The sequence below is a fragment of the Chryseobacterium sp. S0630 genome (assembly GCF_024158915.1).
GTDB lineage: Bacteria > Bacteroidota > Bacteroidia > Flavobacteriales > Weeksellaceae > Chryseobacterium.
This window is the reverse complement of sequence record NZ_JAMZGF010000063.1, coordinates 1-19240: the sequence shown is the minus strand read 5'-3', so window position 1 is coordinate 19240 and position 19240 is coordinate 1. Positions and strand designations below refer to the sequence as shown.

At 36.7% G+C, this 19240-nt stretch carries 10 protein-coding genes; 8 read left to right on the top strand and 2 right to left on the bottom strand.

Annotation, left to right across the window (positions count from 1 at the left end; genetic code table 11):
• Positions 1-55: 55 nt before the first annotated feature.
• Both NK356_RS20335 and ligA read right to left on the bottom strand, forming a co-directional pair.
• Complete coding sequence (locus tag NK356_RS20335) at positions 56-2554, bottom strand: T9SS type A sorting domain-containing protein (protein WP_253317896.1); 2499 nt, start codon at positions 2552-2554, stop codon at positions 56-58.
• 100 nt (positions 2555-2654) lie between these two features.
• Entirely contained in the window at positions 2655-4658 is a 2004-nt protein-coding gene (gene ligA, locus NK356_RS20330; RefSeq protein WP_034700157.1) for an NAD-dependent DNA ligase LigA, read from the bottom strand.
• Positions 4659-4982: 324 nt separating this feature from the next.
• Here ligA and NK356_RS20325 point away from each other — a divergent pair, with 324 nt between their 5' ends.
• The 8 genes from NK356_RS20325 to NK356_RS20290 all read left to right on the top strand — a co-directional run bounded on the left by NK356_RS20325 (position 4983) and on the right by NK356_RS20290 (position 19144).
• A complete protein-coding gene (locus tag NK356_RS20325) occupies positions 4983-8066 on the top strand; it encodes a TonB-dependent receptor (protein WP_253317895.1) in 3084 nt (1027 codons plus the stop codon).
• A 170-nt stretch (positions 8067-8236) separates the two neighbouring features.
• On the top strand, positions 8237-8983 hold the full coding sequence (locus NK356_RS20320) for a glycerophosphodiester phosphodiesterase family protein (RefSeq protein ID WP_253317894.1): 747 nt from the start codon (positions 8237-8239) through the stop codon (positions 8981-8983).
• 486 nt (positions 8984-9469) lie between these two features.
• Entirely contained in the window at positions 9470-12430 is a 2961-nt protein-coding gene (locus NK356_RS20315; RefSeq protein ID WP_253317893.1) for a SusC/RagA family TonB-linked outer membrane protein, read from the top strand.
• A gap of 12 nt (positions 12431-12442) precedes the next feature.
• Positions 12443-13891: a SusD/RagB family nutrient-binding outer membrane lipoprotein gene (locus NK356_RS20310; RefSeq protein ID WP_034700163.1), complete on the top strand. Its 1449-nt coding sequence runs from the start codon at positions 12443-12445 to the stop codon at positions 13889-13891.
• 71 nt (positions 13892-13962) lie between these two features.
• Positions 13963-15525 carry a calcineurin-like phosphoesterase C-terminal domain-containing protein gene (locus tag NK356_RS20305; RefSeq protein ID WP_034700166.1) on the top strand — a complete coding sequence of 521 codons (1563 nt, stop codon included), beginning with the start codon at positions 13963-13965 and terminating at the stop codon, positions 15523-15525.
• Positions 15526-15699: 174 nt separating this feature from the next.
• Complete coding sequence (locus NK356_RS20300) at positions 15700-16413, top strand: 3-ketoacyl-ACP reductase (RefSeq protein WP_077415804.1); 714 nt, start codon at positions 15700-15702, stop codon at positions 16411-16413.
• Positions 16414-17452: 1039 nt separating this feature from the next.
• Positions 17453-18280 (top strand): 50S ribosomal protein L11 methyltransferase, encoded by an 828-nt coding sequence (gene prmA, locus NK356_RS20295; protein WP_253317892.1) that lies wholly within the window; start codon positions 17453-17455, stop codon positions 18278-18280.
• Between the two features lie 24 nt (positions 18281-18304).
• Positions 18305-19144: an SH3 domain-containing protein gene (locus NK356_RS20290; protein ID WP_253317891.1), complete on the top strand. Its 840-nt coding sequence runs from the start codon at positions 18305-18307 to the stop codon at positions 19142-19144.
• The last annotated feature ends 96 nt before the right edge of the window (positions 19145-19240 follow it).

Sequence of the window (19240 nt, the reverse complement as noted above, 5' to 3'; positions counted from 1 at the left end):
AAATAAAAAAGGCTGTGAAATTGATCACAGCCTTTTTATATGAACTTTTATAAGCTTAATCTTTAATAAACTTTTGTACAAGTAATTTGTCTTTTGTGAAGGCTTTGAGAATATAGTTTCCTTTAGACAATTCAGAAACAGAAATTGAGTTTCCTGTTACACTTATTGAGCTGATAATTCTTCCAGTTGCATCATAGATTTCAGCTTTGATGATTTCCTGCTTGGATCTGATGTTTAAAACATCCTTTGCAGGATTAGGATAAACAGAAATACTCGTGTTTTCCTTATCAGTTTCTGCTGTTGCCAATACATTTTGAACACTTGTTGTATAAGTATTGGTAATAATCGGATGGTTGTAATCGAAATAGATTTTGGCTGTATTACTGAAGCTGTTCCCGATATTTAAGGTAGATTTTGTTTTAATCTTAAATGAAACATATCCGTCATTATTGGCATCATCAAAAGGCAGTTGGATGTTTTCAAAGATGAATTCTACAGTATTCGGATTGGTAATTCTTGTCACAAAATTGTGGCTTCCGTTTAAGGCTACCAGGGAAGAAATATCAAATTTAGTAATGTCGATTTCGTCTTTCACCACAATATTCTGTGCATTGGCTGTTCCTGTGTTTTCAAATCTGATCAGGTAATGTACATAGTCTCCCACCTGAGTTTGAGAAATGGAAGGCCCTTCCAGACAGGTTTTATCATTCGGATCAAAAGAATTGACAACTGTTTGGTTCAATGTGAAGGTATTGTCAGCAGGCGTTTCATCAACAGCTCCATTGATTTGTGCAGTATAATGTAAAACATCACCACCGTTTAAAGGAGGAGTTTGTGTTGGGGTATTTAATTTCAATGTTACTGTGATCTCTTTCTGCTGTAAAGGCAGAAGATTCGTGAAGTTCCATGTTAATAATCCTGTAGACTGTGTATCAGGAGAAATGGTTGCATTCAGGAAATTCATCAGGTTATCATTGAAATTGAAAACAAGATTTCCGGATTGGGCTGCCGTTCCTTTGTTTTTGTAAACAATTTTATACTTGGTATCAAATCCCGGTATCGCAGCTGTAACAGGAATAATTAAAACTTCAAGATCATTGTGGGTTCCATTGGCTGTTAAACAGAAATTTTGAGTCAATGGACTCGTTTGTGCCGGGAAATTTACTGTCAAAGTACTTGGAAATATGGTCCAATAGGCTGGATTTTCTGAGATAGGAGTAATGGTATGAGTTCCTGCCTGTAAAGGGATTGAATAATTTCCTGATGAATCTGTGGTCATGTTGCCGGAAACAGAGCCGCTTGTAATTGAAAATTTTTGGAAAGATTTATTCACATCATTGATATCACAGCCATTGTTGTTAATATCATATTTCGTATTACCCACCACTTTATAATAAGTACCACCTGGTGTGAATGAGCAATAAGAATTTAAATTAATATTGTTCAGAGAATAAGAAGATAAGTAGTTGCTGATCGCTGTATAGTCATCATTGTCGCAGCAAATATATTTAAGACTAGGGTTGTTATTATTAATATGAAACCATGATAAGACATTTAATACAGTTCCTCCGCTTTTCAGATTAATATTTTTCAGAAGAGGATTGTCATAGATCGTTATATTTTCCAATAAGGGATTCATACTTAAATCCAGTGTGGTAAGATTATTATTTAAAGTACCAAACTGTCTTAAAGACGGAAAAATGGAAAGATCTATTGCTGTCAGACCTGTGGATTGCAAACCAAGAGATTCTATGTTAGTGGTATTGATAAAAGATAATGTAGAGATCGGACTTTGTGAAAGATATACTGTATCTAAATTTTGTAAATTTTGTAACTGAAGCGTCGTTAAAGAAGTACAATTATAAATTCCCAAATTATTAAGATTCGTACAACCTGTTAAATTAATACTATTGGTTGAAGAACTGTTCCTTATTTGAAGCCATTCCAAAGCGCTCATATTACTAAAATCCAAAGATTGAATATTGGTCTTATTGATCTCCAAAGATTTCAGATTAGGACAAAGGCTAAGATTAATGCTATTGATAGGCTGAGTAGAATTTAAATTGCTGATATATAAAGTTTTCAATGAATTGCTCTGCAGGTTATAGTTCATAATACTATTATTTTCGCAGGACATCGTTATCAAAGATGTACAACCTGCAATATTGAGTGACACTAATTGCGGATTCGTAGTTACTGATAGGGCAATGAGGCTAGTCATATTACTTAAGTCAACAGCAGAAACAGAAGTTCCGAATAAATACAGCTCTGTTAAATTAGTAAAGCTTTTAATCCCTTCTATTGATTGAATATTGGCTCTGTCTCCATAATAAAGATCAGATAGTTTTACCACATTGTTGGCTTCACTTTGTTGTATAATTCCATCATTGTTTGTATCAACGGGAATACTGTTTCCATATTGGTCTTTTGCATAGCCATTGCTGTAATTGGCTGTTAACAAAAAGTTTTTAAAACCCGGATCAGGAATATTCACATTTTGCGCCTGGAACACAGCAAAAATCATCATAGAAACGATGAGGTAGATTTTTTTCATGTATTATTAGTTAATGGTTATTTTTTTATAATTAAAAGCAAAAATAAACCATTAAGAGAAATATCTTAATGGTTTACTAAATAATTATTAAAAATAATTGTTATTTTTCAATCAGATCCAAAAACTGCTGCTCATCCAGAATAGTAATCGTTCCGATATCCTGAGCTTTTTTCAGCTTGCTTCCTGCCTTTTCACCTACCACAAGATAGTTGAGGTTTTTCGAAACCGCAGAAATATTTTTTCCGCCATGCTTTTCTACCATCTCTTCAGCAGATTCTCTGGTGAATAATGACAATTTTCCGGTGAAAAGGAATGTTTTCCCCTCCAGAACATTGGATAAAACTTCATTCGTGCTTTCTCCTTTTTCAAGCTGTACTCCGTAAGATTTCAATCGCTCGATCATCAAAAGATTTTCAGAATTCTGGAAGAAATCAACAATACTGACTGCAATTTTAACTCCAATATCTTCTACCTGGCAAAGCTCTTCTACGGTTGCATTTTTCAGTTCTTCAATCGTTGGGAAGTTTTTAACCAGTTTCTTAGCCACTGTTTCGCCCACATGCTTGATCCCAATTCCGTATAATACTTTCTCAAAAGGAATTTCTTTAGATTTTTCAATTCCTGTGATGATATTCTGGGCAGATTTCTCAGCCATTCTTTCCAGGGGAAGAAGCTGTTCTTTCGTTAAAACATAGAAGTCAGCAGGATTTTCAATCAGTCTTTCTCTGTATAGCTGTTCAATAGTTTCACTTCCAAGGTTGTCAATATTCAACGCTTTTCTGGAAACATAGTGAATCATTCTTCCTACTACCTGTGGCGGGCAGTGAAGTTCATTAGGACAGAAATGAATCGCCTGATCCTCAATTTTTACCAGCTCAGTGCCACATTCAGGGCAATGTTTGATGTATTCTATTTCTTTGCTTTCTTCCGTTCTCTTATCCGTATTTACGCCTACAATTTTAGGAATAATCTCACCTCCTTTTTCCACGTACACAAAATCATTCTCATGAAGGTCCAGTTTTTTTATGATATCCTCATTGTGAAGAGATGCTCTTTTTACAATGGTTCCGGCCAGTAAAACAGGTTTAAGGTTGGCAACAGGAGTGATAGCTCCGGTTCTTCCCACCTGATAAGACACACTCTGAAGTTCTGTCTCTACCTTTTCTGCTTTAAATTTATAAGCCATTGCCCAACGTGGAGATTTGGCTGTATATCCAAGCTGTCTTTGCTGCTGTAATGAATTCACTTTTAAAACGATTCCGTCAATTTCAAAAGGAAGATTATGACGTTCAGTATCCCAAAACGTGATAAATTCCTGTACTTCAGCCATCGTTTTACATAATTTGGCCTGCTGTGATGTTTTAAAGCCCCAGCTTTGAGCTTTTTGAAGAAGTTCCCAATGCGTTTCTGCAGGAATATCTTCTGAGATAAACTGATACAGTACAGAAGAAAGTCCACGCTTTCTTACCTCAGCGCTGTCCTGCATTTTCAAGCTTCCGCTGGCAGTATTTCTTGGATTCATGAAGGGGTCAAGACCTTCTTCCTCACGAAGTACATTCAACTTATCAAAGTTTTTTCTGGTCAGATAAATTTCGCCACGCATGAAAAAATGATTCGGGAAATCACCTTTCAAAGTCAAAGGAATATCTGAAATGGTTCTGACGTTCGGGGTAATCTCATCTCCCTGGAAACCATCACCACGGGTAACCGCCTGTGATAACTTTCCGTTTTCATAAAGGATAGAAATGGATGCACCATCATATTTCAGTTCAGCAACAAACTCTACAGGATCTTCAATGGTTTTGATGATTCTTTTTTCCCAGTCTTCCAGATCGTCAAAATCGTAGGAATTGTCCAGAGAGTACATCCTGAACTTATGCTGAATCGTTGGGAATACCTTGGTAACACCACCACCTACACGAACGGTAGGAGAATTTTCATCATAGAATTCGGGATACCTGGCTTCCAGATCCTGGAGCTCCTCCAGAAGCATGTCAAATTCATAATCTGTAATGGTGGGAGTATCCAGTTGGTAGTAATTTTCGTTATGCTGGTGAAGTTCCTTGCGGAGCTGTTCTATCTTTTGTTGAATGTTTTCAGACATTGGGTTTCTATCTTTTGAGCAAAAATAACTAAAGTAATTGCATTTAAAAAATAACAGAATAAAATAGTACAGGAAAATTAAGAATGCGTAATATGTCTTAACTGGCTGGTTTTGCAGGAAATAAAACGCTTGTTTAAAATAATTTAACATATCGTTCTGATTTAATTAAAAAAATGTTAAAACTTTCTTAAACACCCCGCTGTTAAAGTCAAAATACCTTTGCACATCTAATTGTAAGAAACCTCAACATGATCTATCAGTATGAAAATCAAAGAGGTTTCCTGGCGAACATCAAAAAATTAATAATATAGATCTTCGGAAGAAATGAAAAAAGTAAAGATTGTACTGGGATTATTGTTTTTAGGGCTTGGGACAATGGCTTATGCACAGACCACGCAGGCTTCTATTGTAGGGAAAGTTACCGGACCGGGAAGTACGGCTCAGGAAAAAGTGAAAGTAACGATCGTGAACGAGTCCACAGGATTCAGAACGGAAACGGAAACCAACTCAAAAGGGGAATATATTTTTAAAGAAATTCCTTTGGGTGGGCCTTATACTGTCATTGTAAACGATGATAAAAAAGAAGGTTACAGTGTCAACTTCGGAGATCAGGTGACTGTAAATATGGATCTGGGGAATGAAAAGACTATTGAGGAAGTAAAAATTACCGGAAACCTTAAAAACAAAATCGGAAACCTTGGTGCAGCTACAGCAATTTCTGCGAAAAACATCAGTATGCTTCCTGTGAATGGACGAAACTTCACCAATCTTACGGAACTATCTCCGTTAAGTGGAAAAGGAGGAAACCTTTCCGGCCAGCTTGGATCTTCCACCAACTTTACCATTGACGGGATGACTGCCAAAAATCCAACTTCTGCAGGATCTACAACCAGCCGAAGCGGTGCACCATTCTCCATTTCCATTGAAGCTGTACGTGAATTCAAAATTACCACCAACCAATATGACGTTACATTGGGAAGAAGTGGAGGAGGAACGGTAAGTGCTGTTACCAAATCAGGAACGAACAAATTTTCCGGAAGTGCCTGGGAATATTTAAGAACCAACTGGCTTTCCAGTCCGTATGACATCAGAGGAAACAAGAGAGATAATGATTTCTCTACCTCTCAGTTCGGATTTTCATTGGGTGGACCGATCATTAAAAACAAATTACATTTCTTCGTAGCATGGGATCATCAGCTGGACTCAAGACCTTTGGTGATTGCCGATATCAAATCTCCGGATGATGAGAAGAGGTTCAACACAACCACGCAGACGCTTAATCAGTTTCTGGATATTGCAAGAGCCAAATATGGGGTAGGAAGCAGCCCGCAGTTCGGAACATTTGATAAAGTACGAAACTCTGATGCCGGATTTTTACGTTTAGACTGGCAGATCAATGAAAAACATTTATTAACGCTTAGAAATAACTTCACCTACGATCTTAATAAAAACGGATTGGGTGATAATACCAATATCAACTTCTTTGAGTCATATGGAAATGACAAAAACCTTGACAACAGTTTATTGTTAACCTTAAGATCAAATCTGCAACCTAATCTGACCAATGAATTAAAGGCACAGTACCTTTATACATTTCAGGACAGTTATCAGAACAATCAATTGGGAAAACCCGTTCCCAGAGCTATTGTAGAAGGTGTTGCTTCAAGTGCCGGATCTACCAATATTCAGATCGGAGGACATCGCTTTGCTCAGGAAAGCTTTAGAAATAATGTATTCCAGATCGTAGATAACTTATATTACAACACAGATAAGGTAAAATATACTTTCGGTGCAGATCTTATGTATACCACCGCGAAATCTGTGTACGGAAGTGAAGTAAACGGAAGATTCCATTTTCAGGGAATGAGCAATTTTGATGCGATGACTCCTTACCGATTCTACAGAGAAGTTCCTTTGGTGGATGATCCATCTGTTAGATCAAACATCTGGAACATTGGTCTGTATGGACAGTTTCAGACCAAAGTAGCAAAAGGCCTGGATTTAATGGCTGGTTTAAGATTAGATTACGGTGGCTACCCAAAAGCAAAATTCAATCAGAAATTGTTTGATGAAATGGGAATCAGAACAGATAATCAGCTCAAATCATTTGTTATTCAGCCAAGATTCCAGTTTGACTGGAACATCAATGAAGAAAATAAAGACTTCCTTAAGTTTGGTGCCGGGATTTTCTCTTCCGATATCAACAATTATATGATCATCAACAACCTTGTATTCGACGGTAATCATCTAGCTACTGTGGATGTAACGGGTAAAGATGTTCCATCCCCGGATTTTAACAGTTATAGAGATAATTATAATACGATTCCTACACTTTCCCAGAAGCAGATGCCAACCATCAACTATACGGGTAAAGACACAAAAATTCCAATCGTTTACAAAGCAAATATCTCTTATACCCACTTCTTCAATGAAAGGTTCAGAGCAGGAATTGCAGGATACATGGCTTTAGGTAGAAATAATTACTATTACTACGACAGAAACATGGTAGCCAATCCTTTCTTTACTTTAGCTACTGAAGGCGGAAGGGGAGTGTTCATTCCTACAGGAGCTATTACCAACAATACCAATAACAGTGTAAGTTTCGACTGGAAACAGGGAAGAATCAATAATAATTTCGGTAGAGTACTGGAGTTGGTAAGTGATGGTAAAGTAAACCAGTTCTCATTCGTATTGGATACAAGTTACCGTTACTGGAAAGATGGGGAAATCACAGCAAGTTATACATGGTCTGATATCAAAGACAATACTTCATACAACGGAAACGTAGCGAACTCTGCAACATTGTCTACCATGATTCAGAGTGACCCGAGAGATCTAAGAATGACATATTCTGACAACCAGTTCCGTAATAAAGTCGTTATTTATGGTAACTCACCTACCATTGCAGGATTTACTTTAGGAATCAGATATTCAGGGATTGGAGGAACGCGTTTCTCAGCGACAACCGGAGGGAATATCAATGGTGATTTTGTAGATTCCAATGACCTTGCTTTTATCTTCCCGAACCTTACCAAAGCGATTCTGGATGATCCACAGGTGGGACAGGCTCTGAAAGATTATATCAACGAATATAATGGTAAAATTGCAGAACGTAACGGAGGGAAAAATGGTTTCTATGGCGTTTGGGATGTACGTGTAGCTAAGAAAATAAAATTTGATAAAGTAGGAGCTTTTGAACTTTCTGTAGATATCTTCAACGTAGCCAACCTTCTTAACAAAGAATGGGGGGTAAACAAATCATATAATAATACATCTTTGTATAAAGTAACCAAGTTCAATAAAGACACCATGCAGTACGAATACACTAAAAACGTAAGTGGAGGTGGACTGGTTCCTCTATCCGGAAATCCATATCAGATTCAGATCGGAGCGAAGTACTCCTTCTAATATCTGTTTTTAACCACAGAAGACATAAAAGAAATTAAAACGGCAGATTAATGGGTATTGAAACCTTAGTTTTAGCCAGAAAATCTTTTATGTCTTTGTGGTTTCCACTTTTTAATAACTACCTTTATCAGAAGTTTCAGGACTTTCTTTTTAATAATCTAAATTATATTATGAAAAATTTTATCTTAGGGTTAGCAGTTTTAAGTACAGTTATGATGAAAGCACAAACCCAGATCATTGCCCATAGAGGTTATTTTCAGGCTCAGCCTCCTACAACGGAAAATTCACTTCAATCCCTTGAGAATGCTCAAAAATTGAAAGTGTATGGGTCTGAATTTGATGTGAGAATGACAAAAGATGGTGTATTGGTGATTAACCACGATGAGCATCACGGTAAAATGGAAATTTCAGAAACAAGTTTCAAAGAACTGGAAGCATTGAAATTATCCAACGGAGAAAAATTTCCTACTCTGAAAGACTATTTAAAGCAGGGAAAAAAAGATAAATCGCTGAAACTGATCGTTGAAATCAAACCAGCTAAGACTCCGGAAATTGAAAATGAGATCACAGAGAAAACGATCAAAATGATTAAAGATATGAAGCTGGAATCTCAGAGTGAGTTTATTTCTTTCAGTCTTAATATTTGTAAAGAGATCAAAAAACTGGCTCCTGCCTTTAAAGTACAATACCTGAACGGTGAGCTGTCTCCTGAACAGATCAAAAAAGAAGGATTAGACGGAATGGACTACCATTACAGTGTTTTCCAGAAAAACCCAACCTGGATTGCGGATGCAAAAGCGTTAGGATTAATTACCAATGCCTGGACAGTGAATGACGTTGCCGTATACGACGAACTGAAAAAGCAGGGAATCGGATTCGTTACAACCAATATTCCTGATCAGTTAAAGAATAAATAACAATTAAATATCCTTCACCACTATTAAAACCGAAGGACGAAATATTCCCCTCCTCCGGAGGGGTGGCAAAAATTCAAAGAATTTTTGACGGGGTGGCTTAAAAAATATCCCAGTTAAATCAATTGCTATCATAATTTACACAGTCTGACTCTTAAAAGGGGTCAGACTGTTTCTTTTTATAAGCTAGTCTATATTTTAAAGGATATTAAAAGAAAGAATATAATCGGGTTTGAATTAATGATTTGATTATGAGTTGATTGTGTGTTTTGTGTGGTATTATCCCAAGACAAGACAATAAAGATACATAAATATAGCCGTGAAATGGTATTAAAAAGACTTAATTGCTTAAGTGTTTATTAATTAGATATTTATGTAATGTTGTTAAGTTTGAATTAATATACTGTTTAATAAATTTTTAAGAAACGTTAAAATCGTGTTAAGACCATCCTGCTAATGTCGTTTTAATTTTGCGCAAACAAAAAGGAAATGCGTAAAGAGACACAAAAACTGTTGGTTTTGTCGCTGTTAGGATTTGTCAGCGTTAATCTGGCAGCTCAGCAGAAAGCTAAAAAAGATACCGTTAAAGGACTTGATGAAGTAGTAGTGACTGCTTTGGGGATCAAGAGGCACGACAGGGCTTTAGGATATGTTGCAGAGAAAGTAGATGCCAAAACATTTGAAGAAACTCAGAACAACAACTGGGCACAATCAATGGAAGGGAAAGTGGCAGGTCTTAAAATTCAGACTGCAGGAGCAGGACCGCTGGGAACTTCCAGAATTACTTTGAGAGGAGAAAAATCCATTATGATGGATCATAACTATGCACTGATCGTCGTAGATGGAGTTCCAATGGGAAATTCTACCACAGGTTCCGGGACATCGGCGTATGGAGCAGGTTCCGGAGGCGATGTTCCTATTGATCTTGGAAACGGATTAAACAGCATCAACCCGGATGATATTGAATCTGTAACCGTATTGAAAGGAGCTTCTGCAGCTGCATTATACGGATCACGCGCTGCCAACGGAGCTTTAATGATTACCACAAAATCAGGAAAGACGAAAAATGGAAAACTGAGAGTAACTTTTAACTCTTCCTCAAGTTTTGATTCCGTCCTGAAGTGGCCGGATTGGCAATATGAATATGGACAGGGAACACTAGCCACAAACAATGGTAGTTTTTATTACTCATATGGCCTTTCTCCTGATGGACCAAGTACGGGCGGAACAAGTAGTGCTTTCGGACCAAAATTTGCCGGGCAGTATTATTTCCAGTATGATCCTACTGTAATGGGACAGAGTAAAGAAAGACAGTTGTGGAGACCTTATGAAAATAATATAAAAGGGTTCTGGAGAACTGGTTCTAATTACTCCAACAGTATTTCTGTAGAAAGCTCCAACGAGAAAACTAGCTTCAGAACTTCACTTACTTATCTTAATAATGAGTGGATGATGCCAAATACAGGCTTTGACAGATTCAATTTTGCGTTGTCTTTTGCCCATCAGCTTACCCAAAAATTAAAAATTTCTACAAAATTTGCTTATAACACGACGACCAGTGATAACCTTCCAGCGACAGGATACAACAATCAGTCGATTTCCTATTTCATGATCTTCCAGAATCCCAACGTGGATCTGGAATGGTATAAACCCATCTGGAAACCCGGACAGGAACAGGTGGATCAAATCCATCCGTTCAGTTCCTATATTGACAATCCTTACATGATTGCTTACGAAATGCTGAATGGTGTCAGAAAGAAAACCATCACAGGAAATATCACAGCAGATTATCAGTTTAATAAAAACTTCAGCTTAATGTTGAGGTCAGGAATTGAAATTCTGAACGAAAAAAGAACCACCAAAAGACCATGGAGTTCTGCCAATTACCTGAAAGGTTTCTACAGAGAACAGTTTATCAAAAATCAGGAATATAATAACGACCTCCTATTCTCTTATAAAGCAGATTGGAATAAATTCAGTATTTCCGCATCAGCAGGAGGAAGTATCCGTTATAATGAATATCTGCAGACCGATTATCAGGCAATAGGATTGAAAACTGCCGGAGAATACAGCCTTACCAATGCGCTTTCTATTCCGGTGAAATATCCAGCTCCAAGGGACAAACATGTAGATAGTGTCTATGGATTGCTAACGTTGGGATATGATAATAAAATATTTGTAGACGTTACTGGAAGAAATGACTGGAGTTCTACGCTTCCAAAACAGAACAGATCTTTCTTTTATCCTTCAGTGAGTACCAGTTTCATTCTTTCGGATCTATTTAATCTGAAAAGTAATAATCTGAACTTATGGAAACTGAGAGCTTCATGGGCGAAAGTAGGAATAGACAGTGATCCTTATCTTTTGGATAACTATTATACAGCCAGCAACATTACAGGAAGTGTAGTAGCGCCTACCATTTTTAATAATCCTTCCCTTAAACCTGAAAAAAATACCAATATAGAAGCCGGTATGGATTTCAGCCTTTTCAAAAACAGATTGAACTTTAATTTTACTGCTTACCAGAATTTCAGTGAAAATCAGATTGTCCCTGTATCGTTGCCCACAGAAACCGGATATTCCAAAAGGATCATTAATGCAGGTAAAATCAGAAACAGAGGTCTTGAACTTTCAGCCGATATCTTAGCCGTAAAAGGTAAAGATTTTTCCTGGAAAGTAGGCGGAAACTGGTCTACCAACGAAAACAGAGTAATGACCCTGCCTGAAGGATTTGACGGAATCGTTTCCAATGTAGGAGATGTGGTCTTCTATAAAATGGAAGTTGGAGGTTCGTTGGGAGATATGTATGGATTTAAACTATTAAGAACTCCGGACGGAAAAGTAATTTACGGAGATAACGGGCTTCCTGCCAGACCTGCAGATATTGAAAAAGTAGGAAATGCATTCCCGAAATGGAGAGCAGGTCTTCAGAATGATTTCAGAATTAAAAACTTTACAATCAGTTTCTCCTTTGATGGTCAGTATGGAGGTGTCGCTTACTCACAATCACATCATAAAATGTCTGAACAAGGTAAGCTGAAATCTACCCTTCCGGGAAGAGACAACCCTGGAGGAATGATTGTTGGGGATGGAGTTGTTCAAAATCCTGACGGATCTTTCAGCCCGAATACAAAAGGAGTACTGGTATCTTCTTATTACGGAGATTACTATAGAAGAGCCAATGTAGAAACCAACAGTTTCAGTACAGATTTTATTAAGCTGAGAGATGCCAGAATTGCCTATTCTTTCCCGAAAGAAACCATCAAATCTATTGGTCTTGATGATCTTACTATTGCCATTTTCGGAAAAAATCTGTGGATGTGGACGAAGTTCCCGCTGTTTGATCCTGAAGTAGCTACACTGGATAATGCCACCATCACTCCGGGAGTGGAGATGGGACAACTTCCATCGGCAAGAACAGTTGGTTTCCAGTTAAATCTTAAATTCTAAAATCTTTAAAAAATGAAAAAAATAATCATACATCTGGCATTGGTTGCTTCTGTTTTCATGCTTCAATCCTGCGACAGAACATTCGAGGAAATTAATACAGATACCAGCAAAATCAAAGATCCGTCAGTAGGAAGCCTCCTTGCTCCTATTCAATATGAAATGGGAAGCTACGGATATAACAGAGCCGACGATTTTACTTTTGATATCATGCAGATTGCTTTAGACTTTCCCAATGAAGGAAACTCCTACAGCAGATATTATATGGATGAAAAAAGTGGCAACGGTTACTGGAATACATCTTATAAATGGCTTAAACAGGTAAGTGACCTTAGAAAATATGCCACTAAGGAACAGAATAATAACTATCTGGCCATATCAATGGTTTTAAATGCATGGATTGCCTCTAACCTTACCGATGCTTTTGGAGATGTACCTCTATCTGAAGCTGTGAAGATTGAAGAAAATATTTTGAAACCGAAATATGATAAGCAGAAAGATATCTACATCCAACTCTTAAATGATCTGAAAACAGCCAACTCATTATTTAATACAAACCAGACACTTACAGAAACTGATCTGTTTTACAATGCCAATACCAATAGCCAGACCGGAATTTTAGGATGGAAAAAATTCTGTAATTCACTTTCATTAAGATTACTGACCAGAATTCTGAGCAGAAACGGAGAAGTAAATGTATATGAAAGAATTCAGGAAATTGTGAATAACCCTGCTCAATATCCAGTTTTCCAAAATAATACAGACAGCGCAGTGCTTCCTATTTCGGGAATTTCTCCATACTTACCTCCAATAGCCCGCCCGCAGGATTTTACAGCTTACAGATCAGCAGGCGAATTCTTTGTAAATGCTATGAAAGATAATAATGATCCAAGGCTTAGCATGTTTTTTACTAAAGCTAAAGCAACATCAGGAGAAGATCTTGGTTATAAAGGAGCTCCTTCAGGATATGCTCTGGGAACATCTTTCAACTATCAGCCTTCTAACCTTAATCAAAATCTTGCGAAAGCACCTTTAAAGATTTTAATTATGACCTATTCTGAAGTTCAGTTTATTCTGGCAGAGCTTGTCAACAGAGGAATTATTGCAGGTAGCCAGCAGACTTATTATGAAACGGGTGTGAAATCTATAATCGAGCAATGGGGAGCAACAGTCCCGGTTAATTATTTCAGCAATACAAAAGTGGCTTATGACGGTTCTCTGGAAAAGATCATGCTTCAGAAATACATTTCCCTGTTTTTTGTAGACCATCAGCAATGGTATGAATTCAGACGTACAAAACTTCCGGTATTGCCTAATAATGGCGGACTTCAGAACGGTGGACAGATGCCTGTAAGATTTATGTATCCTACTGCTACAAAAGTGATGAATACAGATAATTATAATGCTGCCGTACAATCCATGGGAGGAGACAATATCAATGTAAAAATGTGGTGGAATAAATAATAACCTCAATTGAAAGATTTAAAAATAATTTAAAGATTTAAAAAATTATGAGTATCAATATAAAATTTGTAATGCCATGTATGCTGGTTTCAGCAATGGCTTTCTCACAGGTTTCTGTTGCCGGATATGTATTCGAAGACAACAACAAAAACCAAAAGAAAGAAAACCGCGAAAAAGGAATAGAAGGTGTAGCCGTTTCCAATGGTGTTCAGGTAGTTCTTACCGATAAAAACGGAAGATACAGCCTGCCGGTTCAGGAGGATCAGACTATTTTTGTTATTAAACCTTCAGGATATCAAACAGCTTTAAATGCTAACAATTTGCCACAATTTTATTATCATCATAAACCAAAAGGTTCTCCGTCTGATTTTAAATACAAGGGAGTTACTCCTACCGGAGATCTTCCCAAAGAACTGAACTTCCCGCTTTATAAGCAAAATGAAGATAAGAACTTTGATATTCTGGTTTTTGGTGATCCGCAACCTTACACAGAAAAAGAGCTGGATTACTTCAAAAGAGGCATTGTGAACGAAGTGAAAAACACCAAGAAAAATGCAGTGTTGGGAATCAGTTTGGGAGATTTGGTGGGTGACAATCTAAGTCTTCAGAAACCATATGCAGACGTCATGAAAGAAGTAGGATTACCGTGGTACAATGTAATGGGAAATCATGATATGAATTATGATGCAAAGGAAGACAAGCTTTCCGACGAAACGTTTGAATCCAATTTTGGTCCTGCCAATTACTCTTTCAATTATGGAAATGTACACTTCATCATCCTGGATGATATTCTTTATCCGGATCCGAGAGATGGCAAAGGGTATTGGGGAGGTTTCCGTGAAGACCAGCTTCAGTTCATAGAAAATGATTTGAAACTGGTTGATAAAAATAAACTGATCGTCATTTCTTTCCATATTCCTTTAGAGCATAAAAATGAAGACAATTTTAGAAATGCGGACCGTCAGAAATTATTTGATTTCTTAAATCCTTTCCAGAATGTATTGCTTTTATCCGCACATACTCACATCCAGCAGCAGATTTTCTATGGTAAAAAAGCAGGCTGGAACGGAATAAAAGAACTACATGAATATAACGTAGGAACCACTTGCGGCGACTGGTATTCGGGTACTCCTGATGATGCAGGACTTCCTACTTCAACCATGAGAGACGGAACAGCAAAAGGATATTCATTCATCAGTTTTACAGACAATCAGTATAAAGTAAAATACAGAACAGCTGGAAAACCGGAAGACTATCAGATCAAATTATATGTTCCAAAAGTGATTTCTTCTTCAAGAACCTCAGCAAAAGTGCTGGCCAATTTCTTCATGGGAAGCAAAAAAGACAAAGTAGAATACCGAATAGACGGCGGAAAATGGGAGGAAATGGAATACGATGAAACCATAGACCCGAATTTTGCTCTTTCTGTGTTCAAATGGGATTCTACAGAAAAAATTCTTCCGGGAAGAAGACCTTCCAATCCCGAAATGTCAAAACATATCTGGGAAGCAGATTTTCCTAAGAAACTATCATTAGGAAAACACAAAGTTGAGGTGAAAGCGGTAGATATGTATGGAAATGAATTCTCAGCTTCAGAAGAATTTGAAGTTCAGAATGCCATTCAGATTCCTTAAGCTTTTTATTTTTTTTACTATACCTTTTTTTAGATTTTAAAACCGGTTCTTACGAGCTGGTTTTAATTTTTATCGAAGTTTACAAAAAACCATTAAAAAACTATTAAATCCATGTTTTCGCTGTTTCGTAAAAATGTTCTTTCGTAACTTTGTAAAAAGAAAAGTATCATTACTATGAATATAAACGGAAAAAATGCCATCGTAACAGGTGGTGGAAGAGGACTGGGAAAAGCTGTAGCTCTTGCTTTGGCTAATGAAGGAGTAAACGTTGCCATTACAGGAAGAAACGAGGAAAACCTTAAAATGACGGTTGAAGAAATCAAAAAACTGGGCGTGAACTCAGCCTACGCAGTATTTTCTGTAGATAATGAAATTCAGGTAAAAGCTGGAATAGAATCTTTAGCAGAACAATTAGGAGGTATTGATATTCTAATCAACAACGCAGGAATCGGAGATTTTGGAAGCATCGAAGAAATGCCTTCTGAAACATGGGAGCAGGTGATTAAAACCAATCTTTTCGGAGTATATTATGCAGCCAAAGCAGCTCATCCATTCATGAAAGCTAAAGGAGAAGGTGATATCGTCAACGTAGCTTCTACTGCAGGTCTGAAAGGTGGTCCGAATATGTCTGCATATGCCGCTTCAAAAGCAGCCGTTGTATCTCTGTCTCAATCCATGATGGCAGAATGGAGAAAACAAAATATCCGTGTAATCACTTTAACTCCAAGTACCATTGCTTCTGATATGAGCATCCAGGGAGGACTTACAGACGGAAATCCTGATAAAGTATTACAGCCGGAAGATTTTGCAGAATGGGTAAGAGATATCCTGAAAATGAACAGAAGAGCGTTGATCGCAAACGGTTCTATCTTCTCTACAAATCCATAAAAGGTTTAAAATTTAATGTTCAAGGTTTAATGTTTAAGGTTCTGAGTTTAAAGCAAAGAACTCTTACTTTTCCTTGGATAATAAAATTCAATAGAAGCGGGCTTTGGCCCGCTTTCTTTTTTACGTTTCCATTTAGGCTTTAGCCAACACTTAGAATCTTTCGCATTTTAAAAAAAAATCTATCTCATCCTCAGAATTTGAGAGTGTAAAAAAATATTAAAATAAGTCTTTAGTAGAATTTATCCACAATAAAAAATCTGTGTCATCTGCGTCATCTGTGAGATAGAAAAGAAACAACTTTCTAAATAAGATTTATTCAGTAGGAGCGGGCTTTGGCCCGCTTTCTTTTTTATGTTTCCATTTAGGCTTTAGCCAACACTTAGAATCTTTCGCATTTTAAAAAAAAATCTATCTCATCCTCAGAATTTGAGAGTGTAAAAAAATATTAAAATAAGTCTTTAGTAGAATTTATCCACAATAAAAAATCTGTGTCATCTGTGAGATAGAAAAGAAACAACTTTTTATATAAGATTTATTCAGTAGGAGTGGGCTTTAGCCCGCTTTCTTTTTTATGTTTCCATTTAGGCTTTAGCCAAAACTTAGAATCTTTTGCATTAAAAAAATCTACCTCATCCGGAGAATCTGAGAGCGTAAAAAATATTAAAATAAGTCTTCAGCAGAATTTATCCACAATAAAAAATCTGTGTCATCTGCGAGATAGAAAAGAAACAACTTTCTATATAAGATTTATTCAGTAGGAGTGGGCTTTAGCCCACTTTCTTTTTTACGTTTCCATTTAGGCTTTAGCCAAAACTTAGAATCTTTTGCATTTAAAAAAATCTACCTCATCCGGAGAATCTGAGAGTGTAAAAAAATATTAAAATAAGTCTTCAGCAGAATTTATCCACAATAAAAAAATCTGCGTAATCAGTGCAATCTGCGGGATAAAAAATCATAAAAATCCCCGGTTTCAGCCAAAAATCCTTCCATCATTTTTTTAACCGTAATAACATTAGTATTTTTGCAGCAAATTAGTCACATGCAAAATTATTTAGAATTCAATTTCAAGATTTCTCCATTGCAACCTTGGAATGAAATATTAATGGCAGAACTTATAGAAATAGGTTTTGACAGCTTTACAGAAGAAATTGACGGAATTTTAGGATATATTCAGACAGAACTGTTTCACGAAGATCAGTTGAAAGCACTTCCAATCTTCGAAAACGAAAATGTAAAAATCGAATATTCTTTCGAAGAAATGCCGAATATCAACTGGAATGAAGAATGGGAAAAGAATTTCTCTCCAATCAATATCGATGATAAAGTATTGATCAGAGCAGAATTCCATGAATCTGTACCAGGAATGCATGAAATTATTATCCAGCCTAAAATGTCTTTCGGAACAGGGCATCATCCTACAACCCATTTGATGATCCAGCAAATGATGGATATTGATTTCAATGGTAAAAAAGTATTGGATATGGGATGCGGAACTTCTGTATTAGCCATTTATGCAAAACAACAGGGAGCTGGAGATACAAAAGCTATTGATATTGACGAATGGTCAGTGGAAAACTCAAAGGAAAATGCAGTAAGAAACAATGTAGAACTGGATATTGAACAGGGAACTGCCGAAAACCTGGGCAAAGGGAATTATGATATCATTTTAGCTAATATCAACAGAAATATCCTGATTTCAGATATCCCGACTTATGTTTCAGTATTGAATGAAGGAGGAAAATTATTGCTTTCAGGACTATGCTTCTTTGATGTAGATGATATTCTGGAAGTATGCAAAGAAAGCGGTCTGGAGCTTAAAAAGAAATTACAGCGTGAAGAGTGGGTAAGCCTTCTGCTTGAAAAATAACACACCAAAAAACAAAATACGAATATGAAAACTTTATGGACAGCTTTATTTTTACTGATGCTGCAGTTTTTTACAGCACAGGAAAATGAAGTATATGCAGATGGTATCTTTAGCTTTGAAGAAAATAAAACTCAAAAAATCTTTACGGATTGGACCCGCGTGAGATCAGATCCCGGAGTGAATGCTCAGATTGTAGATTCATTGCAGGTGAACCAACAGGTAATAATTCTTAAAAAAGAAAATTCAGTCCTGAAACTGGGAGAAAGAAATGCTAACTGGTATAAAATTTCTTATCAGAAAGGAGAGAATACATTGGAAGGGTATATCTGGGGTGGCAATCTTTGTGTAGGCTACCGTAATAAGAATGGATATGATTTCCTCTTTGGGCTTTCCAAAACAATTGACCGGAAGAATAAAGAAATCAATGAGATTGAAAAGCAGAATATTGCCGGAATAAAAGTATTGGAAGGAAATACACTTATTGATGAGGTGTATTTTGATACCGGAAGAGGAGAGGAATTGAGCTCAGCAGCATTCAATATAGAAAGCAATCACAAACTGCAAAATGTTGAATTTTCACTCAAAGCAATGGTTTCCGGAGAAGCTTGTGGAATAGCAAGTTATGATCAGTATGTTCTTTTTAAAGGTAAAAAGTTGATTGCCCTTCCGCAATTGACAAACGTTGGGGATGCCGGTGCTTTTTATCACAGTGAAGAATTTGTTTTTCCCAATGATAAAGGAGGAATTCCCAATGCATTTATCTTAAAAGTGGAAGATATGGAAGTAGATGAAAAAGACAGAGAGAAGAAGAAAAGTTCTTCTAAAACTTATCTTTGGAATGGAAATACCTATCAACTGAAATAAAATCATCATCGATACAATTGAAAGAAGCCGTCTCACAACTGAGGCGGTTTTTCTTGTTAAAAAGTAAATAATTTTTATATATTTTGATTTGTTTTT